We start from the raw sequence: 22,276 nt of genomic DNA, 5'->3' as shown, positions 1-22,276 counted from the left end.
GGCACAACTTGCACACCGGGAGCGCTGCCAGGTGGCTTGACGATCATGTGCTGGGCTGGCTTCAACGTGGCGGCAAAGGCCGGGATCAATGCCGAGTTGTCCCCGGCGGCGTCGAGCTTCCTACGCTATTCGACACCCGCGCTCCTGGCGACGCGGGTCTGGTTTCGGCTCCGCCGCCGGGCCGGGCGCGGCCGCCTGCCACTCGGCCGGCTGTTTGTGTTCGCACTTCTTGGCGGCCCGATCTTCGGGCTGATCGCGGTGGCGGGCTATCAGTTCGCGCCGCTCTCCCAAGGGCTGCTCTTCGCGCCGGTCGCCGACTTCGTGGCAGGTTTGGCCTGGATGCGGGTCTCTTGGGAGAGAAGATCTCGGTGCGAGACGGCTTCGGCATCGCGCTCTTCGTGACCGCGGGGATCATGTGGGGCAGCTACACGGTCCTGTTGCGCCACTGGCGGGTTCCGACGCTCGAAGGTGCCGTGGCTGTCGAATTGCCGGGGGCTGTTCTCGCTGCAGAAGCGCTCGGGCCGTGGGCGCTGGATTCGCTGCAGGGCGCAAAGCCCCGGATGCTGACGATCAAGATCGTGGTGCAGGGAAGTGTCGGCGAGGTCCTCAGTGTCGTCGCGCTGATGGCCGCGTTGCAATTGCTGTCGACGCGGACTGCCGCCATGCTGCCCACCGTCACGCCAGCGGTTGCCATGCTGATTGCCTGGGCGGCGCTCGGCACGCGGGTGGAACCGGCCGAACTCCTGAGTGCGGGGACCGTCATTGCGGGTTTCGCGCTCGCCACACGCCGGCGGCTTTCCCTTCCCGAGAACCTTCAAAGGAAACCGATATGACTGATGCGAAAAGACTTGCCCTCGTCACCGGCGCGAATCGGGGCATCGGGCGCGAGGTGGCCCTACAGCTTGCCCGCGAACACGGCTTCCACGTCCTGGTCGGCGCGCGCGACCTCTCGAAAGGAGAGGCCGCCGCCGCCGACATCGGCCAAGGCGCCGAGGCGATCGAGGTCGATGTCGCCGAAGTCGCCTCGGTCGCGAGGGCGATCGATATTATTGGAGACCGTTTCGGCAAGCTCGACGTCTTGGTGAACAATGCGGCCGTCGACTACGACACCGACCAGAAGGCGAGTTCCGCCGATCTCGACAGGGTCCGCCGGGCCTTCGCTACCAATCTCTTCGGCCCGTGGTCCATCGCCATCGCGGCGATCCCGCTCCTGCGCCGGAGCATTTCACCGAGAATCGTCAACGTATCGTCGGGCTCCGGTTCACTCACCGATATGGACGGTGGCACGGCCGGCTATGGCATCTCCAAAGCGGCCCTGAACGCCCTGACCCTGAAGCTTGCCGACGAACTGCGCGGCGACGGGATCCTCGTCAACGCCGTCTGCCCCGGCTGGGTGGCCACGGACATGGGCGGCGGCGGGCGCCCGGTTCCGGAGGGAGCGCTGGGAGTCGTCTGGGCCGCCACGCTGCCCGATGGAGGTCCTACAGGAGGGTTCTTTCGCGACGGCAAACGCATCGACTGGTGATTGTTGGCTCCAGTGTCTGGTCGCGCAAAGCATGATCCCTTCGGGGATACCAAGAAGGGCGAATGCCGCTTCCGTCTCACCGCATCGCCATGTGCCACGATTGCAGTGTCGATGCACAGGCTGAAGGAGTGGGTATCGATAAGGAGGTTAGGCCGAGGGCATCGACGGCAGCGTGAACCTTCGTCGTCAGGCCCCCGCGGGAGCGACCGATCGCGTGAGCCGAAGCCCCCCCTTCGCTCCGCAGGCATCCGCGTGCACCTTGCAGATCGTCGCGTCGACGAGGACATACTCGAAGTCGGGCTGCTCCTTCATCGCCTCAAACAGCTGCTTCCAGACGCCAGCTATCGTCCACCGCCGGAACCGGCAGTGCACCGTGCGCCAATTGCCCAGCTCCGGCGGCAGGTCGCGCCACTGGCTCGCCGTGCGCGCCAGCCACAAGACGGCGTCCACGAACAGCCTTGTTGTCCGCCCCCGTCCGCCCGCGATCTCCCACCTTGCCCGGCAAAAGGGGCGCGATGCGCTCCCACTGCGCGTCAATCAACGTCCGTCTGCTCATGATCGCCACATCCGACGACCGTGAATCAAAACCATAGCCAAACAGAAACCCCCTAAATGAAGACGACGCCTAGGCCTCGAGGGCGTCTGGCGGCGGGAAGGAATCAAGGTGGTCAGGCATGCAGCCTCCGTGGATGGGTCGGGATTGGTACCGGCCTTCTGACTTGCATTCGTTTTGTTGCTTCGACGGTATCACCTAGCTGGAAGCATCTGACGTCCTATTTTTTTGGCAGCAAATCCTGTCCCTTTTGTGCTGCATCCTGAAGGCCTTTTTCGTGCTTTGGAATCTGATCAAGAAAATTTAGCCACGGAACTCGCTCCGACCAAAATATATGTGCCTGCGGCCGATAAATGGACAAATCATCCAAGCAGTTGGCGTAAAGGTGGGTTTCCTTTCGAAAGACAGCAGTCTCAAACGACATTGGCGAGCCGCAGGCCCCGCAAAAGCTGCGAGAGACTCCAACGGACGACTGCAGCAAGCGGCGCGGACCGTCCCATGTGAGCGTTGCGCGAGCCACGCCGAGCCAGCTCACATAGTCGGCGGACGCGGCGCGACGGCAGTCGGCACAATGACATATGGCAGCCCACAAGATTGGGCCGTTCGATCTCCATCTCACGGCTCCGCAGAAACATCGTCCCGAAAACTCTTCCATCCGTTTTGTCATGGCTCGCGAAGCCTTTCCTCGAAAATTTTGGCTGATGCCCGTCGGTCAGACTGGAGTCGCCGCTGCTGGCCGACCGCGCGGCTCTCTGAGCGGGTCGCCGGCGATCATGCAACGGATTTGACGACGTCGAGCTGCCGGGTGAAAGCGACCTGCGCCGCGATCTGCTTCACACGTTCGAGCGCCGAAGGCTCTGAGAGACCGGCGCACTGAGAGTCGTTGCGCACACGAAAGACAACGGATTGTGCCAGGATAACGCCGTAGGTCAGTGGCGACCACCAAGGCGGCATCGCCCAAGGTGTGATCAGTGTGACGGCAATCAGGTAGACAGGGGTTCCGGTCGCACGAACGAGGAAGCTGAAGAAGCCGTCTCTGCAGTCCAGGACCAGCCAGAGCAGCAGGTCGATCGGAAGCGCGATCTGCAGGAGAAAGAGAAATGAGGGCATTTCGAATTGGTTCTAAAAGGAACTGGGGCAATCGTCGATCATTCGGATTGTGCTGAATGACTTGGATTCGGCTTGGACGTGAGCACATGGTTGCGCCAGCGGCCCGCGATCTTCAGATATGACTTTGCGTACCCCTCCCGCTCGAATCCGATCCGTGACAGCAATCTCGCGCTGCGTTCGTTTTCGGGCAGGTGGTTCGCCATGACGCGGTGGAAGTCGAGTTCGTCGAAGACATGAGCGAGGGCGGCCGACAGAATTTTTGACATCATCCCCTTGCCCTCGGCGCCGGCGTCGATCGAATAGCCGAAGTTGCAGGCTTGGAAGACGCCCCCTGACCATGTTCGTGAAACTGCAGATTCTGACGATCTCGGTGCTCCCGGGATAACGCGCGACGAAATGCAACGCCGTGCCCAGCGCCTGATGCTCGACGGTCTGCCGTGTCCGCATCCGCTATTCCCCCGCATCGTGATAGCCGTCAGGACCAAGCGACTCGGTTGCCTTGAGATGGTCGGCATTGGCCAGATAGTAGGCGCGCAGATCAGCGTGATCTTCGGCGGCAACGGAGACGATTGCCAGGCGGTGCGTCTTGAGGCTGATCATTCCTGCTTCCTTTTTGTCCGGCCGTTTGCCGAACTCGGGCCAACTGCTCGTCGTGCCGACCGGACATGACGGTTCACGCACTGGCTGCTCCCTATTGCCGATTTCGCGATCCCGACAATCCCGCATGACGAGGCGCAGGTTTCGACCCGTTGCACCGCCGTTCACAGCGGAACGGCCGTGCCCGTCCGGGAGGCACAGCCGCCGTTAGCCCGTTGCTCAGGAGGCACCGGCCTCCGCGAAGGTGCCGTCGACGATTTCGAGGCGGCGGAAACTGCCTTCTGCGTCACCTGCGGCATCCATTTCAACCGCCGTCGCCCCTTGGTAGTCAATGTCGGTGCCTGCCGCCACGAGCTCCAGCGCCCGCGCAAGTTCGCCCGGGCCGATGGGCACGCCAGGGGCGTTGGCCAGGTCCGGCAACGCGGCCGCCATGGCAGCGCTGTCGGTCGAGCCGGCGGCTTCCATGGCCAGCGCGATGAGCGCAGTTGCGTCATACGTCTCGGCCCGGAACGGCCCGGTGCCCGTCGCGCCCGCTTCGGCCGCCAGCCTGTCATAGGCCATGAGCGCGTCGCTTGCACCGCCGGGAGTCGTGCCGATACTGCCGTCGAGAGCGTCACCGAACCGGTCGAGAAGCGTCTGGTGCAGCATGCCATCCGGCAGGATGAACCGATCGAACGCTCCGGTATCGAGGGACGCCTGCACGATGCCGATGCCGCCCTGGTCGACATAGCCGATCACCATGAGGGCCTCCGCGCCCGAAGTAGCAAGGGCGCCCACTTCTGCTGAGTAGTCACCGCGCCCGTCTTCGTGGGCTGCCACGAGCGTGATGGTCCCACCAAGCGCTTCGTAGGCATCCCGGAACGACTGCGCTAGGCCGGCCCCGTAGTCGTTATTCGTGTAGGTGACGGCGACGCTTCCGATTCCGCGTTCGATCGTCAGTTCGGCCAGCACCTCGCCCTGCCGCGCGTCCGACGGCGCGGTGCGGAAGAACAGACCCCGGTCCTCGATGGTCGAGAGCGAGGGCGAGGTCGAGGCCGGTGAAATCGCGAGGACACCCCGAGGGGAAAGGACAGTCGAGACGACCGCGGAACTCGCGCCCGAACATCCGGCGCCGAGGATCGCGTGGACATTGTCGCCCGAGACGAGCCGTTCCGCCGCCGAGACCGCTGCGCCCGTATCCGAGCAGGTCGTATCTGCGCGAACGGCGACGATTTCCCGGCCGCCGAGGATGCCGCCTGCGGCGTTGATTTCCGCGATCGCGACGTCCGCCGCCTCGGCAAAGTCGGCGGCGAGGGACTCGATCGGGCCGGTGAAGCCGAAGAGGACGCCGAGGCGGACGTTATCGTCTCGGGCGCTCGCGGCGGTAGCGAGGCTCGCGGCCAGCAGGCCGCCGAGCATGGGTCTTGCAGTCATGATCTTTCCTTCATGTTGGAGGCCGCGCCACATGGGCTGCAGGCCCGTTAATCAATCGCGACCCGACACATTCCTGCGGCGTGTCTTCCGCCGGGATCGAATCCGGTCTGTGTCGAGTCGTGGAACTTGATAGGGAGGGCGCGTCCCCCGACCGTCCCTTCCGTGCAGACTCTCGGTTGCTTTGCGAAGGCTCGGATGGCGAGGTCACCCCGCGCGGGCGAGCGCGAGGTAGGCCTCCTCGCCAGCGCGGATCGGACCCGTCCCATGCGCATCCATCAGCGTCACATCCGCAAAGCCGCGGGCCCGCAGCATGTCCGCGAACGTGTGCGGGGCGGGGCGACGAAAGGCGATGTCGGCTGTCTCACGCCGGGTGGCGCCGTCCGGCGGGACGACCTCGTTCGTCATCCGCCACCGTGCCACCTCGGGGTTGGCGTCCGGCAAGGGATCGAGGATGCAGCGCAACCTTGCGCCATCGCCGTCGCGCCTCATGTCCCGGGCAAGCACCTTGCCGGTGGCAGGTTTGGCCGGCGCGTCCATCGCCAGCGCCAGCTGGCCGCCCGGTTCGAGATGTTCGCGCGACCGCTCAAGCGCGGCTTCCATCTGTCCCGGTTCCGCCAGAAGCGTCAGGCTACCCGCCGCGCAGAAGATGAGCCCGTAGCGGCGCCCGAGGGTGAACGTCGTCATGTCCGCCTCGTGCAGCACCGGCGCGAGGCCCATCTCGGTGCCACGATCCCGGCAGCGCGCCAGCATGTCGGCGGAATTGTCCAGCCCCTCCACGGGGTACTCTTCGGCGAGGAGGGGCAGCAGAATGCGGCCGGTGCCGCTGGCCAGTTCCAGCTTGACACCGTGGCCTTCCCCGCACAGCCGGTGCCAGAGCACGAGGTCGTCGCGATTGTCGGCGTCGGTGTAATCGTCGTAGACCTCGGCAAGAAGGCCGTCATAAAGCGCACGTGGCAGCGGCATCTATCGGCCCTCCGTATCAATGAGTTCACACGTCCCGCCCTGCTGATCCATGGCCGTGCTGCGCGCCATGTGAACGACCGGAAAGGCGAGTCCGCCGCCAAGGTCGAGGCGGCCGGGCGCTACAACATCATAGCCGAGACGGCGGTAGAGCGGCACGGCATTCAGGGTTGCCGCGAGGGTGAAGCGGCAGGCGCACTGCGCCATCGCATCCGCCTCGACCGCCCGGACCAGCATGGATGCAATGCCCTGACGTGTCTGAAGCGGATGGACGAAGACAGATCGCAGATGCGCACCCGGCTGCCCCTCGATGGGGCGCGGCTCCCATCCGGCGGACCCGACGATGAAGCCGTGCCGCAGCGCGACATGCATCCGACCTGGCGCCAGCATCTCGAGGGGCGCCGTGTCGCGCGTGGCGAAAAGCCCATGGATCTGCTCGGGCGAATAGGTGCCGTCGGACAGGGTGACGAGCGATAGCTGGTGCAGAGCGCGCAGGGCGGGCGCATCCTCGATGCGGGCGCGGGATATGGATACCTCTGCGTCAGTCGCCGACCGGGCGCAGGCTCCTGCACGAGCGCTGAGAATGTGCGTGTTCATGGTGTTCATCCTTCAATCATGTGCTTCTAGGAACCGCGCGATCAGGGAGGCGATGCTGGCGGTGTGGGTGATCGGGGAGAGGTGCCCGGCGCCTGCGACCCGTTCGCGCCGCGCGGCAGGGAACCTTGAAGCGAGTGCGACCATGACGGCCCTCGCTGCCGGGGTCGTCCGTGTGCCCTCGATCAGCAGCATAGGCCCGCGCCAGTCCGACACGGCCTCAGGTGCGCCGTGAAGGAGCAGACCCCATTCCTGCGCGACCTTCGCCATTGCGGCGCAGAGCGACGCTCTGACTTGGCTGGGAAGGGCGTCCCAGGTGCCGGCGCCGCTCCAGTAATCGGCGAAGGCCGAGGCGGCATCCTGCAGTCGATCATCCGAGACCGCACGGACATGATCCGACGCGAGCCCCTCGATCTCGTGCAGCAGGGCGACATCGGGACCTCCGCGCAGCAGGTCGAACCGGACGGGCTCGATCAGCGTGAGCGAGCGCACCGTGTCAGGTCGCGGAGCAGCGAAGGCCATGGCGACGCAGCCGCCGTAGGAATGTCCGACGACATGCAGCGGTCCGCTGAGGGTGTCCGCGACGGCCGCGACAGCCGCAACTTCGCGGTCCATGGAGAAAGGCCGGCCGCTTCGATCCTCTGTCCGGCCATAGCCGATGAGATCCGGTGCGACGATGGGCCGGCCTTGGCCCAGATGGGCATGGAGGCCGCGCCACTGCCATCTCCCGGCCGCGCTGGAATGCAGGAGCAGCACGGGCCGGGACTGGGTATCGACGGGCAGGACGACATCGTAGCTGACGACATGGTCGTTGGTTTCCAGTGTCGGCACGGTTCAGATCCTCGCAATCGAGGTGCGCGGAATGGCCCAGCCGCCGACATGGCGGCCGAGAAGCCCAAGCAGGCCGGTGAAGCGGGCCTCGCGAACCTCCCCGCAGCGGAATCCGGCCACTTGAAGTTCAGCGAGCGGGTCACGCAGCAGCGTGCAGCCACCCGCAAGATGACCCCAGAACCCGTCGATCCCCCGCTGCATGCGCCGCCGGAGACCCGGTTCCGCGATCCCGTGTTCGCAGAAAAGAAGCCGTCCGCCCGGTTTGAGAACGCGCGCCGCTTCCGCCAGACAGGCCGTCGGATCCGTGACGGTGCAAAGGACATACCCCGTCACGACCGTGTCCGCCGAGGCGTCCGGCATCGGCAGCGCCTCGCCGCCGGCGTAGACGATCTCGACGGGCACCGAGGTGCTGCGCAGGTGCGGAGCGGCCCGCCGGCGCATCTCGGCGTCGGGCTCGATGCCGAGGACGCGGGCGACGCGACCGGGGTCGTAGTGCCCGAGGCTGTGGCCCGAGCCGAATCCGACCTCGACGACCTCGCCGATGGCAAGCGGCAGCACTGCGCGGCGCATTTCGTCGAAGGCTTTCGATGCGCAGCCTGCATCGACGAATTGCGCAGGGACTTGCTGCCAGACTCTCTCCAGACAGGCGACGCACATCACCGGGCCTCCTGCATGGTTTGCGTGAGAAAGGCGGCGATCTCGGGCAGTGCATTCCGGGCGGCGAAGAAGCTGCCAAAATGATCCGCTCCTGCAAGGCTCAGAACCTCGACGCCCGGAATCTTCCTCATCTCACCCGTCGCCTCGCAGCGCGGATCTGAGTCACCGAGGATCGCGAGGATTGGCCTGCCCGATGCTGCGAAGGCCTCCGAGAAGTCTGTCCGGTCGGTCGCTATTGCCGCCCTCAGCGCCGCGGGGTCGTTGGCGGTCATCCTGCGGCGGGTGTCCGGGTCGAGCCCGCCGACATTTGCCTCAATCGCCTCGATCCAGCCCGATACACCGGCAGAGAAGAGTTCCCGCAACCAGGAAAGATCTTCGGCATAGGGATGCGCGCCGATGGCCACGACCGACGCGATGCGCTCCGGCAGGAAGGCCGCTGCTGCAAGCGCCGCGACACCGCCCATGGAGAAGCCCATCGCGGCCGCTTGCGGCAATTGCAGCGCATCAAGCACAGCCGAAAGATCCGCCAGCATGGCGCGCCCGGAATAGGCCCGAGGATCGATTGGCCGGTCGCTCTCGCCGTGGCCGCGGGCGTCGACCAGGACCAAGAGGTGGCCTCTCGACACCAGATCATCCGTGTAGCCAGCGGTGGTCCAGGACGTCCTCGAGTCGCTGAAACCGTGCAGGAGGAGAATTGGCGTCCCATCGCCGTGCACCTCGTATGCGATCCGGGTACCGTCTCCGGAGCGCGCAAATCTTATCTTGTTCATCGCTTTCATTGTTCTCTCGCCGTTGCCTTATGACGTGGACGCAGGCCGGCGACGGAGCTATCCCCCGGGCCAAAGCCGCGATTCGGTGCTCTGTCTAAGGATTGGTCGTCCCCTGAGCGTCGCTTCCAGCGGCGAACGGGATGACTAATGTAGCCTGATGAAACCGCCACAAGAGATCGAGCTGACGCTGCTGGGGCCGCCGGGACTGTCCGTGGATGGACGGGCCCTCGTGCTCCGCGAGCGTCGCGCGCTCGGTCTTCTGGCCTATCTCGGCGAGGCCGGGCGACCGGTGCCTCGGGAAGAGGCCGCCACGCTCCTTTGGCCCGATGCCGACCCCGAGACCGGCCGAACGCGCCTGCGGCGATTGATCTACAAGATCAATGCCATCGCTGAGGCTACGGTCATCGAGTCGACTCGGCTGACATTGCAGTTTCCGACGTCGGCAGAACTCATTGTCGACAGCACACGATTTGGGAGCCTGATCGCGGCGCGAGACCACGAAGCTGCCCTGGACCTCTGGCGGGGTCCATTGCTCGAAGGGCTGCATCTGGACGACAGCGAGACATTCACTGAATGGCTCTTCTATCGCCGGGAGGCGCTGAACGGGCGTTACGTTCACGCCCTTGAACGGGAGAGCGAGCGCGCGCGCCAGAGCGGCGACGCCCAGACGGTTCTGACGCTGGCCCAGCGGCTGGTGGACCGGGATCCGCTCGACGAGGCCGCACACCGCAGTGTCATCGCCGCGAGCCTCGATCTGGGGGACCGACGGGCCGCCCATACGCAATTCGACCTCTTGAAACGCATCCTCGAGAGCGAACTCGGCATCGCACCCTCCGCCGAAACGCAAGCTGTGCTTGGTCGCCTTTCGGCCATGCGGTCGGAGCCGCCGCGAACGCGCTACACGCCCGTCGACGATGTGCACATCGCCTGGCAAACTCATGGAGCCGGCCCCATAGACATCGTGGTGGTTCCCGGCTTCGTGTCGCATCTCGAACGCATGTGGGAGGACGCACGCGTCCGCTCATGGCTCGACCGTGCAGGCGGCCTCGGGCGGTTGATCCTCTTTGACCGTCGCGGCGTCGGTCTGTCCGACCGGGTCGGGGAGGCCCCGACCATCGAGGCCACGGCAGCGGATATCGGTGCGGTCATGGATGCAGCGGACAGCCGTCGCGCGATCCTATTCGGCGCGTCTGAAGGTGGCCCGGGCTGCGTCCGCTTCGCGGTCGATCATCCGAACCGGGTCGTCGCCCTGATCCTCTGGGGCTCCCTGCCGAAGGGGAGCCGCTCCACCGACTTTCCCCACGCCCTGAGCCACGAGCAATACGACCTCTGGCTGGCCCGCCTGATCTCTCAGTGGGGCGGTCCCGCAGAGATCGAGACCTTCGCCCCGGGTCTCGCGCGGGATCGCGCGGTCGCGCAATGGTGGGCGGGGCTCTTGCGGGCTGGCTCGAGCCCCGGCGCAATCCGACGTGTGCTCCACGCGTTGCGCGACGTCGACGTCAGGCCTCTCCTGCCTCGTGTGGCCGTACCGACCCTCGTGCTGCACCGTTACGGTGATCGAGCGGTGCGACATCAGGCGGGTCGGGCGATCGCCGACGCCGTCACCGGCGCCGAGTTCCGTCTGCTGGATGGCGACGATCACTGGTTCTGGGCCGGCGATCCCGCGGCCAACCTTGCTGCGATTGCAGAGGCGGTAGACCGGGCGTCCCGACCCTGAGCGGGAGCCTCGCCCCCGCGCTCGCGCATCAGGCGACGCTGAAGGGACGGCGTCTGACTATGAAATCGGACTCTCTGGCGCCAAAGGTGCATCGCAAGGAAAAATCGCCGTGGAGTGTCCCATGTCGGAACTATTGAGCATTGGGGTTGATTTCGGAACGACCAACTCCGTCCTGACGGGTCTTGATGAAGCAGGCGAACTGCTGTCGATCGAGATTCGAAACGGGGCGCAAAACTCGTCGACTCTGCGGACTGTCCTCGGGTTTCAGGACGATCAAGCGGCTGCCACCGGACCCGCCGTCGCAGCAGGGACCGCCGCAATCTCCATGTATCTCGACGCTCCGGATGAAACCAGATTTCTGCAATCGATCAAGAGCCACGCTGCGAGCCGCCTATTTTCGGGAACGAGAATTTACGGTGTCCACTACAACCTGGAGGACCTTGTCGAGACATTCCTACGTTGCGCATGGCGGTACGCCGGTATTACGAGTTTCGATACACGCAGGTTGGTCGTTGGCCGTCCCGTGCGCTTCGCCGGGAGCAGTCCGGACGACACACTCGCAATGGACCGCTACAAGGCGGCCTTTTCGCGGCTGGGTGTGCAGGAAATTCTCTTCGTCCACGAACCAGTCGCGGCCGCCTTTTTCTTTGCCAGGCGTCTGACAGCTCCGGCCAATGTTCTGGTCGCCGATTTCGGCGGCGGAACAACCGACTACTCGGTCATGCGGTTTGACTTCCCGAATGGACGACTTTCCGCGACATCCCTTGCCAAAGGAGGCATCGGGATCGCGGGGGATCGCTTCGACCTCAGAATCCTAGAAAACGTCGTGCTGCCGCATCTAGGAAGCGGAAGCCATTATTCGAGCATGGGCCGCCGCTTCGCGATACCAAGATCTTTGTATTCTGGCCTCGCGCGGTGGGAAACAATGGCGACGTTTAGGTACTCGAGGGAATACCGCGAGTTGAAAAAGCTCAAGCGACTTGCTGAGGAGCCCTGGAAACTCGACCAATTAATTGACCTGGTGGACAATGACGATGGTTACGGGCTCTACAAGGCGGTGTCCGACCTCAAGGCGGATTTGTCGGCAGCACCAGAAGGAGTGCTGAAGTACATGGGCCTTTCATTGCCTGACGGTGGGCGAGTCAGGCGCAGCGACTTCGAAACTTGGATCGCAGACGATATCGAACGCATGGAGGCCGCGCTGGCGCAAACGCTTGAAGGATGTGGTATCTCCGCGTCTGAAATCGACCGTGTCTTCCTGACCGGAGGGACGTCGTTCGTTCCGGCCGTGCGCAGGATATTCGAGCGCAGGTTTGTTCCAAGCATCATCGAGACCGGCAACGAACTTCAATCGATTTCGAATGGGCTTGCGCTGATCGGCGAACGAGCTGACGCTGTGGATTGGGCGTCCGAGCGTTTCTCGGTCACTTAGGACTCATCTACCGGGTCCAGCGTGTCGAAGTTCCATGTCACGAGAGCGACGCGCGAGGATGGCTTCAGAACCCAGATATGGTGTCCGAACACCGTGGCGAAACTTCTATTTCGGTGCGAAAGCGCGCGCGCTTGAAAGCCAGGCTGATCAAGGAATTTATGATTTGTAGGCCGTGTCCGGCGGCAGAAACTCCGCTGCGATCCCGCTTCCGTGGATCAGGAAGCTCACGGGAATGGCTGGCGCGATGGAACTCGCCATGATCGGCTCCCAGAACATCGCCAGAGCCGAGAGCGGCGCGCAATGGGCCGCGATGGCGAGCAGGGCTGAAGCGGGGGGTGCCCGACCGTGGGCAGCCATCCACATCGCCACCGCGACGAGCCCCATCAGCGGATAGGCCTGCGAAATTCTTCCGGATTGAGAGCGCAATGCCCGCAGGCATAACGACAAAGGAGACGCACATGGACATCGCAGAAGCCTTCCGGTTCTTTGACCGCCATATTCGGAAGGAAGGTCTCGGAACAGGTGGAGCCACGCTGCTGCGACGCGGCAGAGTTTTGCTGGCAAGGGGGCGGACTGACTATGTTGTTCATTGGGATTTCCAGGATGGTGACGCGACAAGCATCGTCGCTGATCTAGTACAAAGCGCCCGGACGCGGAGCGTGGACCTGATTTGGCGTCTCTATGAGGGGGACGGTCCGCCTGCCCTTGGTGGTGTGCTGGAAAGGTCCGGTTTTTTGCCGCTTGCTGGGGGAGAACTGGTGGCTCGAACCACCGAAGGCATCGCAAAAAGGCCAGCGTCGGCCATCATTATTCGCAAAGTGGACAATGACGAGCGTCTCGGCGACTTTCTCTACGTTAGCAAATGTGCGTTCGGGGAGCCGTTTGAATTGGTGGAAGATCAGCGTCAAGGGTTGATCAATTTGACTGGCACGCAGACATTCGTCGCCTATCTTGAGGGTGTACCTGTGGGGGCGGCGCAATTGGACACCATTTGTAGTAATCCAGCCGCTCTCCTGAGGGGTGGTGCCGTTTTGCCGGACTATCGTGGTCAGGGGATATATCAGGCGCTCGTCAACAAACGTCTTCTGTTATCACGAGAGCGGGGCGTTGATCTCGTTTTCGCCGAGGCACGGCCAGCCAGCCGTCCGATCCTTTTCAAGATGGGATTCGTTCGGGTTGCGTCAGGAATCACATGGACCTTTTCTGCGAGCGAATGATGTCACAGACACGCGGCGTACCGGTGGCGGCTTGGTACGCAAGCGGCGGGAAAAGGCCGTGGGCCCTCCGGTTCTTAAGCGGGATCAGTGCGCCGGTGCCGAGGAGGGTTCCGACGCAGACTAAAGCCTCGAAGCCCAGCAGACGGCCACCCTACCAAGGCCATTTATTTGGTGTCGGTTCGTCATCCGATCGCGCCTGAGCACCTCTGGCCATAACCGGCGCGCAGCGACAAGAGTTCGGCCGCGATCCCGCCGCCATGAATCAGGAAGCTCAGCGGGATTGCTGGCGAAATGGGACTGGCCATGATCGGCCCCCAAAGCATTGCGAGGGCCGAGAGCGGGACGCAATGGGCGGCGATGGCGAGCAGGCTGAAGCGCCGGGGCGCGGGGTCCTGCGCGCCCGTCCACATCGCGACGGCGACGAGGCCCATCAACGGGTAGGCCTGTGCCAGTCCCGAGACAGCCAAGGGGTTCTCCGCCAAACCGCCATAGGGACCGCGGCCAGTGAAGACGCCGACATAGGCGCCGATTGTGATGCAGGGGGTCAGGATCATCAGGCATGCTGCATGTCCGCCCAAGATGCGTCGTCCGTTCAGTGCCACGGAATTCCTCCTTATCATTATTCCAATAGAGCTTCGTCAGGCCGCCTTGGACCTATGTCCGCAATCATGGTTCAGTAAGAAATCGCGACTGATCATCGCCTGTCTGTCTGATGTCGCGCTCCAGCCAGACCATGCGGTCGAGATACCAGAGCTTGCAGAGCATACCGGTGGCGTAGCCGACGAGTGTCAGCCACGGATCGAAGAAAACCACGCCATATAGCAGCACGGCGTGGCCGAGCGCCGACCCCACCATCAAAACACGCGGCACCGTGCGATGCCACGGTGGCACCTCCTCCCGGGTCATGCGCAGCCAGAGGCGCTCTCCGAGGGTCGATCTCGAGCCCCAGTTGTCGGTCGAGCGCGGGACCGGCGTCATCCGCGGATTGATCCAGATGAAGAAGATCGCGGCGGCAAGGCCGGCGATCCACCACGGACCGATCCAGACACGCGACCAGCCGGCAAGGATCAACAGCGGAAGGCCGAGCAGGATGCGGGTCCAGACACTGACGGGATGGGCGTGGCGCGCCCAGGCCTCGGCGTCCTCGCCAGAGATCATCGGGAAGAGCGTCGCGAGCCGCGCGTCCGGTCTCGAAAGACGCGTCATCGGGCCACCTCCGGTCGCGCGGCGGTTCCGGCAAGAAGCCCGCCGTCGAGCGTCACGTCGGCGCCGGTCATGTAGCGGGCCTCCTCGGAGGCCAGCAGCACCGCCAGCGCCGCCACCTCGGCCGGTTCGCCGAACCGGCGCAGCGGCGTGTCAGCGACGAACTCCGCCATCCGGTCTTCCCGGTCGGGTCCGTCGCCCAGCATCGGCTCCCACATTGGCGTCAGGATCGCGGCGGGCGAGATCGAGTTGCAGCGAATGTTCAGGTCGCGCTCGGCGCAATAGAGCGCAACGCTGCGCGTGTGGTTGAGCACCGCCGCCTTCGAGGCGGCATAGGCGGCCGCGGCGGGGATCCCGACATGGCCCGAGCGCGACGCGATGTTGATGATCGATCCGGCCCCGCCCGCACGCATCGCGCGGATCGCCATCTGGCAGCCGAGGACGACGCCCTCGAGGTTGGTGGCGAGCACGGCGCGCCAATCGTCAAGCGTGACGGTCTCCACATCCTGCGCTGCGCTGGCCCCCAGGCCGGTGATGCCGGCGTTGTTCACGAGCACGTCCAGCCTTCCGGAATGGGCGAGAATGGCCTGCTCGGCCGCACTCCAGTCGTCCGGCTGTCGCACGTCCAGCACGAGGGGCCGAGCGCACTTTCCGATCCGGGCGGCCACGCCTTCGGGTGCGTTCGGGTCAAGGTCGCTGACCCAGACCCACGCACCCTCGGCGGCGAAGGCCTCGGCGACGGCGGCGCCGATACCGCGCCCTGCACCCGTCACAAGCGCAGACTTTCCATTCAATCGCATCCTACGTCCTTTCGTCATTGGTCAGCCACGAAGCGCCATCAGCCCGGCGGAGGTGAGAACGATGGCCACGACGCCCGCGCTGATCCGCAGCACCGGGCCGGTCCCGGGCCGGGTGCCAATGCGCTCCAGAACCAGCGCCACGCCGGCGAACCAGGCGAAGTGCAGCAGGCACACGACGAGCGCGAATGCGTTGCGGTCTGCGGTCGATGCCGTGGCCAGCCCGCTCGCGCCGAAGACGGCGGCGAAGAACAGCGGCGTCTTCGGGTTCAGGAGGGCGGCAAGCGCGCCCTCGCGTAACGCGCCGGTGCGCGAGATTTCCAGCAGCGCCGACCGCGCGTCCGATGGCGCGCTGCGGGCAAGGGACAGGAACCGCCAGGCGAACCAGAAGAGCACGAGGCCGCCGAGGAGGCGGAGGGCCCCCTCCGCCCCGGGGATGCGCGCGGTGACGGTGCCGGTGCCGAGGGCGGCACCGACGATCCATACACTTGCGCCGAGCGTGTTGCCGAGTGCTGCGGCAATGCCTGCCGTGCGGCCCCCGGCCAGCGCGTTGCGCGATACCGCGGCGAAATCGAGCCCGGGCATCATCAGCACGGGTACCACGACCGCGAGGGCTGCCGGGGCATGCAGGGTCCATAAACCGGTCATCCGTCCTTCTCCGTCGAATGGCTTGCTTATAAAATCGGGATTGTCGGAATGAGAGCGAGTTCGTCCGTTATTTCGAGTGCTTCCGAAAGAGGAATAGTTGACAGAAAGACAAGCGCGTCGCGAAGATTGCGCAGCATCGTCGCCTCGTTAACGGAGATTTCACCCGAGGCGCGCACGGTTTCGGTCAGCTTTGGGAAAAGCATCGGTGTGCTGGCCGCGTATTGCTTGTATTCCTCGGCAAACTGCTCACGCAGAAAGTCCTCTTCGGCTCTCGCAGTAAGCCCGAATATGATGAGGGCAAGCCCGAAGAGCGCGCATCCGATCATCACGCTTCCCTCCATGACGCAAAAACCGCCGACTCCGATCAGGGAAAAAAAGTACAAAGGGTGTCGGCATAGCATGTAAGGCCCGCTGCGCACGACGCTGATGGATTTCCGCCCACCGACATGCTGGATTGCCCAGAGCCGCCCGATCACGGCACTCACGATCAGGGCCGCTCCGAGAAGATCGAGCGCAACTGTCTTCCATTCGGCGAGGCTGGAAGACGGAGTGGTCAACAGGCAGACCGCAATTGCCGCAAGTCCCAAAACCCGGAGCAGATTAATGCGGTGGCGTCGAATTTTCCCTGAATCCAGCGGCGGCACGGAGTGTGGGTTTCCGATATCCGACGTTGGAGTGGAGGTCGGAGGCTGTCCTACGGCATCGGCGACCTGACTGCGCGGCACTTGCGCCCCTGGTAGGTTCGCGAGGTCCATGCGCGTCACGCCTATATCTTCGAGCAGATAGTCGGGAAGGCTCGCCAGATAGCGGTAGTCCCGCGCCTCGCGCGCCCTCCCAAGCAGTGTCTCGAGATGGCGCGCGCCCTTGCTTGGCAGTCCAGTGATATCGAGAGCCCACAGGTCTCTCATGAGTGTGTGATCTGTCATGGCAAGTCCGATCTCTGGGTGGAGGTGTCGATCCTTATGCCGAGGCGGATTCGGCATTCGCGTGATGAAGCGCGGCCATCACGGCCGCTGCACCGGACGCACGCCGCGCAAGCGCTGCGATCGTCTCGTGCGCTTCGCGAGTCATTTCGTCGACGATCTGTGCTGCCGGTTTCAGTTCGCGGATCTTGCCGGCGCTCTGGCCCGCAGTCAGGCAGAGCTGGTCGAGGTCGCCGTCCACGTCGCGGGTCGGCAGGTAGACCGAGAAGCGCGGCAGGGGCACCTCCCCGTCCGGCGTACGCAGCGTGCCTGCGGCCTGCCCTGCAGTTGCGGCCATCGCCTCTTCCTCGCGACCGGCCCATTCGTCGGTGGCGGCGTTGCGGATCACCCGCATCGGCTGCAGCGGCATCTCGGGGCCGAAGAGCGTGGTCGAGAGCGTGTCGCCGACGCCCGCTTCCAGCACCCGCACCTTGTAGCCGTCGTTCGCATCGGCCTCCCGACTGGCGAGGAAGCGGGTTCCGCACCAGACGGCCTCCGCGCCGAGCGCAAGCGCGGCCGCCATGCTGGCGCCATCGGTGATGCCGCCCGCGGCGATCACGGGAATGGGGGCCACGGCGGCGCGGACCGCTGGTAGCAGGTTGAAGGTCGTGGCGACCGAACGATTGTGCCCGCCGCCTTCCAACCCTTGGACGATGATCGCCTCAGCCCCGAGAGCCTTGGCGTCCATTGCCTCGTCAACCGAGCCCACCTGCATCCAGAAGGCGGTGCCGCCCGCCTTGATGCGCGCGACCTGGTCGCGGGTCGGGTTGCCCCAGAAGACGACGCAGAGCGCCACGCCTTCCTCGGCCAGCACGTCGAGATGCGCGTCGGTGATCATCGGTGCGAGCAGATCCACGCCGAAGGGCCGGTCGGTCTTTTCCTTCACCGCGCGCACCATGGTGCGCAGGGCTTCGGCGGGAGCGACATCGACGCCGATCATGCCGAGCCCGCCCGCATTCGAGACGGCGACGGCGAGGGCGGGCCGGGCGACCATAGCCATGCCGGCGTTAAGGATCGGGGTCTTGAGGCCAAAGCGGCGGGTGATTGCGGTGTTGATCATTTTGGTGGTCCTTTCTCGTATGGGAGAACGAGGGAGAGCGTCCGGGGCCGGATACGGCCCCGGAGAGAAAAGGTCAGTTTCTGCCAAGAGCAGGATGTATCGCGTCAGACCGGGTCGGCCTCGCCCCGCATCAGGCGCCAGCCCAAGATGCCGATCAGCAGGAAGCTCACATTCCCGGCGAAATCGAGCAGCATCCAGGCGGTGAACATCTCCGCCACCCAAACGAACCAGGCGTTGAAGATGAAGAACGGGATCGAAGCTAGGAGCCCGAAGCCAAGGAAGGTCGTCGCCGTGAAACGCGCGAGCAGCATGAGCGATCCGCAGAGCACCGCTTGCGCGCCAAAGCAGCCCATCAGGAGCCCTGTCGTCGCGCTCAGGTGCTGGTATTCCGGCTTCAGCGAGAGCGTCTCGACCATGTGGGGCGCCAGCAGGCACCAGCCGCCAAGGCCGAGAAAGACGAGCGCCTGCGCTGTCTTCAGGGTCTTGGCAGTCCGCCGAGCTACGGATCTGTCGGTGGGGAGAGCAAAGGTCGTCGAATGTGTCATGGTGGGTTTCGCGTGCCTTGGGTGTCGGGGCGTAACGGTTGCCGATGCCGACGTTTCGCAGACCGGTTACTCCGAAACGTCGCTAGATCCCTAGGACAAGGAGCAGACAGATTCTGCCAGAGTGCTCAGGCCTCGCCTTTCGCAGCGTCGCGGATCCCGCTCGGTGTCTGTCCGAACGCTTTCAGGAATGCGCGCCGCATGCTCTGCTCGTCCCGCAGCCCTGACCGCTCTGCCACCCGCATGAGCGGCAGCGCGGTCGTCTCAACGAGTTGCCGCGCCCGTTCGGCGCGAAGGGTCTCTACAAACCGCGCCGGCGTCGTTCCCGTCCGCTCGACGAAGCGGCGCGCGAAGTTGCGCGGGCTCATGCCGGCGAGATCGGCGAGGTCGGCCACGGTCACCTGGACGTGAAGGTTCTCCGTCAACCATTGCAGCATCCCGTCGAAGCGGTCAGTTGCCTCCATCTGCATGACGAGCGCCGCCGACAGCCGGCTCTGGCTCCCACCCCTGCGGATCGGCATCAAGGCGGCCTTGGCAAGCGCAAATGACAGCGCACGTCCCGCTTCCCGCTCGATCACTTCCAGTGCGAATTCGGCCGCAGGCATGGCGCCGGACACGGTAACGATGGGACCGTCCTCAACCCACAGAGGATCGGGGTCGAAATCGACATCGGGCAGTCGCGATCTGAACAGGTCGGCATAGGCGGAGTGTGTTGTCGCGCGCCTTCCTTTCAGAAGGCCGATCTGTCCGATCAGTATGGCTGCCGTCGTGACCGCCACGATCCTGCATCCCCCGGCCGCGGCGCAGGCGATAAATCGATGATACTCGGGCGTCGTCTCGAAGTGGGCCATGCGGTCGGGAGGGGCGCCTGGCACGAAGAGCATATCCAAACGGTCAAGGACGTCTGAGAAAGCGTGCTCCGCCATCATGGGGAAATCTGACCAGGTCATAACCGGGCCAGGCTGCAATCCGAGCAAGAGCACCTCGAAATTGGGGCAGGACATGCCTTCGAGCGCGGCGGCCCGCGGCGCCTGACGGAACATGTCGACCTGCCAGACGATTTCGCTCGCTGCCATGCCGTCGTAGACAAGGAACCCGACGCGTCGCGTGGGCCTCGGATCAGCAGCGCTTTGCGCAGCCATCTCGGCTGCACCGGTTTCGGATGGGACCTTGGACATATCACCCTCCATGTCTCAACGTGCCCGGAAAGCTGCCTCGTGTCGAACGGGCAATCATCGACTGACAGAATCTGATCGGAATCCGACATGGACTGTGCTGCCCCCTTTCCGCCAGTTTCCGCGCACCAAGGACGGATTGGATCAGCAGAGAAGCGTCGCAATGACAAAAAATGCGCGACCAAAGCAGGCCCCGACCAAGCACGGTGTCTGGCGAGGCGGGGCCTGACGCTCAGTCCGTAATCTTGAGAACGGTCGAGCCATCCGACCGGGCAGACCTTCATCGGCTGTTCTTCGACTCCTGGTTCGAGTTCTAGGCTCCGCATCTTCCAGCTGTGGCTGAAGACAGCTTTCGGGCGGAGGATCCGGTGTCACCCTTTCTCGAAGCGAGCCTCAAGAAGCTCGAAGCGGCAGAAATCGATGGACTTTTGATCGGTGCCATCTTCGTCGTTGGAGAGTGCCTTGAGGATCTTCATGTCGCGAGCCGACATCAGGGGCGAGGGATCCGCCTCTGCCTCCTAGGCCGTGCGGAGGCACTTGGGGCGCGACGCCTCGAGGTTCGGGCGTTCAACGAAGGTGCCATCCGGTTCTACGAGGCTGGGCGTCGTGAACTGCCCCCCGTTTCGACCGGACAGCCTGGCATGAGAATGGAAAGCCCAAGCCTGTGCTTGGGGACATGCTTATGCCCAACGAAGATCGACCGCGCGTCGAGGTGATCAGTGCAACTGTCTGATCGGGAATGGCCCGAATTGGTTGAACGGCAACGTCGCCTATGTTGCTCGCTCGATGGCGACCTGACCGGCCTAAAGCGGCTTTAGACTTTATGCCCGTGCGGCCAGCCGTGCGGGCATGTGATTCCGGAGGTCGTCGGGCGGCGACGGAAATCTAGGGGGCGGTTCCGAAATGGAACGGTTTGACGGCTGACGGTACCGTTTTGGTACCGAAGCGATATTCATGGTTCCGAATTGGAACCCGTCGGGCCAGAATTACAAAGGCGGCACGGTTCTGGAACGGAACACTTATAATTACCACTCCCCTCACAGAGTGCCCCTTCATACGTACGTCAATCGACGGCGCCCCCATGACTTTCCGAACGGAGATGACCATGACCGCATCTGACAATAACCCCCCTGCCCCGCCCAGCGCCCGGCGTGTGTACCCTCAACTGGTTACCCGGGAGGATGGGGTGCTGGAGATAAGGAAGACCACAGAGGGCGAGCTGGAGGCGCTGCTGCGCATGAAGACCAGCGACGGGGCCAGCGGCGTCTTCAGGACCGACCTGGAGGCGCTGGGGAGGCCCGGGCAGGACGACGCGCAACTCGTCGCCGCGATGTACGCCGAGGTCGAGCCGCGTGACGGCATCGAAGCGATGCTGGTCGCGCACACGACTGCTACGCACCTCGCCATCTCTACCATCTCACGCAAGATGACGGCGGCACCGATGTATCAAGTCCGGGAAAGCTACGAGCGGTCGATGACCCGCCTGAGCCGCACGTACATCGCCCAGATGGAGGCGCTGAAGAAGTACCGCGCCAAGGCGCAGCAGACCGTCCGCGTAGAGCGCGTTGACGTCTACGAGGGCGGGCGAGCTATTGTCGGAGACATCCATCACGGAGGGAGAGGGGGGTCCGAAAGTGGGGCCTGCAACTCCGGGCCAAAAGCATTGCGTGGCGCAGGTCGTCGCGCACGACGCTTGGGCCGTACGGCTGACCTCCAAACCTCCAAGTGACTCGCGGAACCCCAACTCTGGTTCACGACCAAGTACCGGACAGGCTTCCGAGCGCTCCGGGCGAGCGACTAGAAAGAATTTGCCCCCTCCCAACCCGGCTACTACGGTACGGGCATGCGCTGTACGATACTTTTCCTGTGCCTGACTCTACCTCTGCCCGCCGAGGCAGAGAGAACAACCATATTCTCCAAGGGTTCTTGGGTCGTCGAATATGTAGTCGGAAGTGACCAAACGTGGTGCGAGGCGACCACGACGAACGGACAGAGTCAGACCTTCGACCTAACCGGCTTCGATGACGGGACGTTTACGATTTACGTTTGGGATAGAAGGTGGGAGCTTTCTCCTCGTAATGTCTCATTTATCCTCGACGTTGACTACTCCTGCTGGAACATGAACGGGCGAGCCGAGGGTACCGCCGTATCGGTTTCACCGTCAGACCCGAAGGACGTAGCCGAGTTCCTGATTGATTTGCAGAAGGGTCGGGCTGTCGCCCTCTACAATGATGACAAATATAGATTGGCTACCTTTTCGTTGAACGGTTCGAGCGCGGCAATTGACAGACTATTGGAGTGCTGGGGGAACGTGGCCAAACCAGACACACCGGCCTCGCCCTCTGACCCGTTTGCGACGGCGAGCGACCCGTTTATCTAGCTCGCGCTGAAGTGAACCGCCCCGGGTTTTCCGGAGGCTCCAGACTGTGAGAGGACGGAGCCATGGGGAAGACATCAGCAAGGTACGCGCCTGAGGTGCGCGAACGGGCGGTTCGGATGGTGGGCGATCACGC

General features: G+C 64.1%; 26 protein-coding genes and 1 pseudogene. 7 read left to right on the top strand and 20 right to left on the bottom strand.

The window, feature by feature from the left end; all coding sequences use genetic code 11:
• The first annotated feature begins 36 nt into the window (after window positions 1–36).
• Genes DR046_RS20520 through DR046_RS20510 form a run of 3 tightly spaced genes read left to right on the top strand, consistent with a single transcriptional unit; the run spans window position 37 to window position 1,525 of the window.
• Window positions 37–402, top strand: a complete 366-nt coding sequence (locus DR046_RS20520; RefSeq protein ID WP_135227356.1) for a hypothetical protein — start codon at window positions 37–39, stop codon at window positions 400–402.
• Window positions 369–833 (top strand): EamA family transporter, encoded by a 465-nt coding sequence (locus DR046_RS20515; protein ID WP_115384235.1) that lies wholly within the window; start codon window positions 369–371, stop codon window positions 831–833. The genes DR046_RS20520 and DR046_RS20515 overlap by 34 nt, the downstream gene beginning before the upstream one ends.
• Window positions 830–1,525: an SDR family NAD(P)-dependent oxidoreductase gene (locus tag DR046_RS20510; RefSeq protein WP_115384234.1), complete on the top strand. Its 696-nt coding sequence runs from the start codon at window positions 830–832 to the stop codon at window positions 1,523–1,525. The genes DR046_RS20515 and DR046_RS20510 overlap by 4 nt, the downstream gene beginning before the upstream one ends.
• A gap of 151 nt (window positions 1,526–1,676) precedes the next feature.
• On the opposite strand, the pseudogene DR046_RS20505 reads toward DR046_RS20510, so the two are convergent.
• The 11 genes and pseudogenes from DR046_RS20505 to DR046_RS20460 form a co-directional block, all read right to left on the bottom strand.
• A pseudogene (locus DR046_RS20505) lies at window positions 1,677–2,081 on the bottom strand (IS5 family transposase); the annotation flags it as partial.
• Window positions 2,082–2,298: 217 nt separating this feature from the next.
• Entirely contained in the window at window positions 2,299–2,733 is a 435-nt protein-coding gene (locus DR046_RS24945) for a GFA family protein (protein WP_370816398.1), read from the bottom strand.
• A gap of 116 nt (window positions 2,734–2,849) precedes the next feature.
• Window positions 2,850–3,188, bottom strand: coding sequence for a hypothetical protein (locus tag DR046_RS20495; RefSeq protein WP_115384231.1), 339 nt, complete (start codon window positions 3,186–3,188; stop codon window positions 2,850–2,852).
• 38 nt (window positions 3,189–3,226) lie between these two features.
• Window positions 3,227–3,454: a GNAT family N-acetyltransferase gene (locus DR046_RS24940; protein ID WP_209313631.1), complete on the bottom strand. Its 228-nt coding sequence runs from the start codon at window positions 3,452–3,454 to the stop codon at window positions 3,227–3,229.
• Window positions 3,455–3,638: 184 nt separating this feature from the next.
• Window positions 3,639–3,788: a hypothetical protein gene (locus tag DR046_RS23820; protein WP_167767214.1), complete on the bottom strand. Its 150-nt coding sequence runs from the start codon at window positions 3,786–3,788 to the stop codon at window positions 3,639–3,641.
• A 216-nt stretch (window positions 3,789–4,004) separates the two neighbouring features.
• Window positions 4,005–5,183 carry an ABC transporter substrate-binding protein gene (locus DR046_RS20485; protein WP_115384230.1) on the bottom strand — a complete coding sequence of 393 codons (1,179 nt, stop codon included), beginning with the start codon at window positions 5,181–5,183 and terminating at the stop codon, window positions 4,005–4,007.
• A 219-nt stretch (window positions 5,184–5,402) separates the two neighbouring features.
• Window positions 5,403–6,161: a class I SAM-dependent methyltransferase gene (locus DR046_RS20480; protein ID WP_115384229.1), complete on the bottom strand. Its 759-nt coding sequence runs from the start codon at window positions 6,159–6,161 to the stop codon at window positions 5,403–5,405.
• Window positions 6,162–6,764, bottom strand: a complete 603-nt coding sequence (locus tag DR046_RS20475) for a GNAT family N-acetyltransferase (RefSeq protein WP_115384228.1) — start codon at window positions 6,762–6,764, stop codon at window positions 6,162–6,164.
• Window positions 6,765–6,767: 3 nt separating this feature from the next.
• Window positions 6,768–7,583 carry an alpha/beta fold hydrolase gene (locus DR046_RS20470; RefSeq protein ID WP_115384227.1) on the bottom strand — a complete coding sequence of 272 codons (816 nt, stop codon included), beginning with the start codon at window positions 7,581–7,583 and terminating at the stop codon, window positions 6,768–6,770.
• A 3-nt stretch (window positions 7,584–7,586) separates the two neighbouring features.
• The gene (locus tag DR046_RS20465) at window positions 7,587–8,240 is read right to left on the bottom strand and encodes a class I SAM-dependent methyltransferase (protein ID WP_115384226.1); all 654 of its coding nucleotides are present in this window, start codon (window positions 8,238–8,240) and stop codon (window positions 7,587–7,589) included.
• Window positions 8,240–9,019, bottom strand: coding sequence for an alpha/beta fold hydrolase (locus tag DR046_RS20460; protein ID WP_115384225.1), 780 nt, complete (start codon window positions 9,017–9,019; stop codon window positions 8,240–8,242). Before DR046_RS20460 ends, DR046_RS20465 begins: the two co-directional genes overlap by 1 nt.
• 148 nt (window positions 9,020–9,167) lie before the next feature.
• Between DR046_RS20460 and DR046_RS20455 the strand changes: the two genes are divergently transcribed.
• Window positions 9,168–10,727: a bifunctional AfsR/SARP family transcriptional regulator/alpha/beta hydrolase gene (locus tag DR046_RS20455; protein ID WP_115384224.1), complete on the top strand. Its 1,560-nt coding sequence runs from the start codon at window positions 9,168–9,170 to the stop codon at window positions 10,725–10,727.
• 121 nt (window positions 10,728–10,848) lie between these two features.
• Complete coding sequence (locus tag DR046_RS20450; protein WP_115384223.1) at window positions 10,849–12,159, top strand: Hsp70 family protein; 1,311 nt, start codon at window positions 10,849–10,851, stop codon at window positions 12,157–12,159.
• A 156-nt stretch (window positions 12,160–12,315) separates the two neighbouring features.
• Here DR046_RS20450 and DR046_RS20445 read toward each other — a convergent pair whose 3' ends face one another.
• Window positions 12,316–12,543: a hypothetical protein gene (locus DR046_RS20445; protein WP_115384222.1), complete on the bottom strand. Its 228-nt coding sequence runs from the start codon at window positions 12,541–12,543 to the stop codon at window positions 12,316–12,318.
• A 74-nt stretch (window positions 12,544–12,617) separates the two neighbouring features.
• Here DR046_RS20445 and DR046_RS20440 point away from each other — a divergent pair, with 74 nt between their 5' ends.
• Window positions 12,618–13,376 carry a GNAT family N-acetyltransferase gene (locus DR046_RS20440; RefSeq protein ID WP_167767213.1) on the top strand — a complete coding sequence of 253 codons (759 nt, stop codon included), beginning with the start codon at window positions 12,618–12,620 and terminating at the stop codon, window positions 13,374–13,376.
• Window positions 13,377–13,558: 182 nt separating this feature from the next.
• Here DR046_RS20440 and DR046_RS20435 read toward each other — a convergent pair whose 3' ends face one another.
• From DR046_RS20435 to DR046_RS20400, 8 genes are all read right to left on the bottom strand, one after another.
• Window positions 13,559–13,930, bottom strand: a complete 372-nt coding sequence (locus tag DR046_RS20435) for a hypothetical protein (protein WP_115384220.1) — start codon at window positions 13,928–13,930, stop codon at window positions 13,559–13,561.
• 112 nt (window positions 13,931–14,042) lie between these two features.
• Window positions 14,043–14,582 (bottom strand): DUF6653 family protein, encoded by a 540-nt coding sequence (locus tag DR046_RS20430; protein ID WP_209313629.1) that lies wholly within the window; start codon window positions 14,580–14,582, stop codon window positions 14,043–14,045.
• Window positions 14,579–15,379: an SDR family oxidoreductase gene (locus DR046_RS20425; RefSeq protein WP_115384219.1), complete on the bottom strand. Its 801-nt coding sequence runs from the start codon at window positions 15,377–15,379 to the stop codon at window positions 14,579–14,581. Before DR046_RS20425 ends, DR046_RS20430 begins: the two co-directional genes overlap by 4 nt.
• A 21-nt stretch (window positions 15,380–15,400) precedes the next feature.
• The gene (locus DR046_RS20420) at window positions 15,401–16,024 is read right to left on the bottom strand and encodes a LysE family translocator (protein ID WP_115384218.1); all 624 of its coding nucleotides are present in this window, start codon (window positions 16,022–16,024) and stop codon (window positions 15,401–15,403) included.
• A 26-nt stretch (window positions 16,025–16,050) separates the two neighbouring features.
• Complete coding sequence (locus DR046_RS20415) at window positions 16,051–16,932, bottom strand: methyltransferase family protein (RefSeq protein ID WP_167767212.1); 882 nt, start codon at window positions 16,930–16,932, stop codon at window positions 16,051–16,053.
• 52 nt (window positions 16,933–16,984) lie between these two features.
• Window positions 16,985–18,046, bottom strand: coding sequence for an NAD(P)H-dependent flavin oxidoreductase (locus DR046_RS20410; protein ID WP_115384216.1), 1,062 nt, complete (start codon window positions 18,044–18,046; stop codon window positions 16,985–16,987).
• Between the two features lie 104 nt (window positions 18,047–18,150).
• Complete coding sequence (locus tag DR046_RS20405; RefSeq protein WP_115384215.1) at window positions 18,151–18,591, bottom strand: hypothetical protein; 441 nt, start codon at window positions 18,589–18,591, stop codon at window positions 18,151–18,153.
• A gap of 125 nt (window positions 18,592–18,716) precedes the next feature.
• The gene (locus DR046_RS20400; RefSeq protein ID WP_115384214.1) at window positions 18,717–19,778 is read right to left on the bottom strand and encodes a GlxA family transcriptional regulator; all 1,062 of its coding nucleotides are present in this window, start codon (window positions 19,776–19,778) and stop codon (window positions 18,717–18,719) included.
• 1,090 nt (window positions 19,779–20,868) lie between these two features.
• On the opposite strand from DR046_RS20400, the gene DR046_RS20395 reads away from it, so the two are divergent.
• Window positions 20,869–21,492 (top strand): hypothetical protein, encoded by a 624-nt coding sequence (locus DR046_RS20395; protein WP_135227355.1) that lies wholly within the window; start codon window positions 20,869–20,871, stop codon window positions 21,490–21,492.
• The last annotated feature ends 784 nt before the right edge of the window (window positions 21,493–22,276 follow it).

The sequence above is a fragment of the Jannaschia formosa genome, assembly GCF_003340555.1.
In the GTDB taxonomy this organism is placed as follows: domain Bacteria; phylum Pseudomonadota; class Alphaproteobacteria; order Rhodobacterales; family Rhodobacteraceae; genus Jannaschia; species Jannaschia formosa.
The sequence above is the reverse complement of the archived record's forward strand: the minus strand, read 5'-3'. Positions and strand labels throughout refer to the sequence as shown.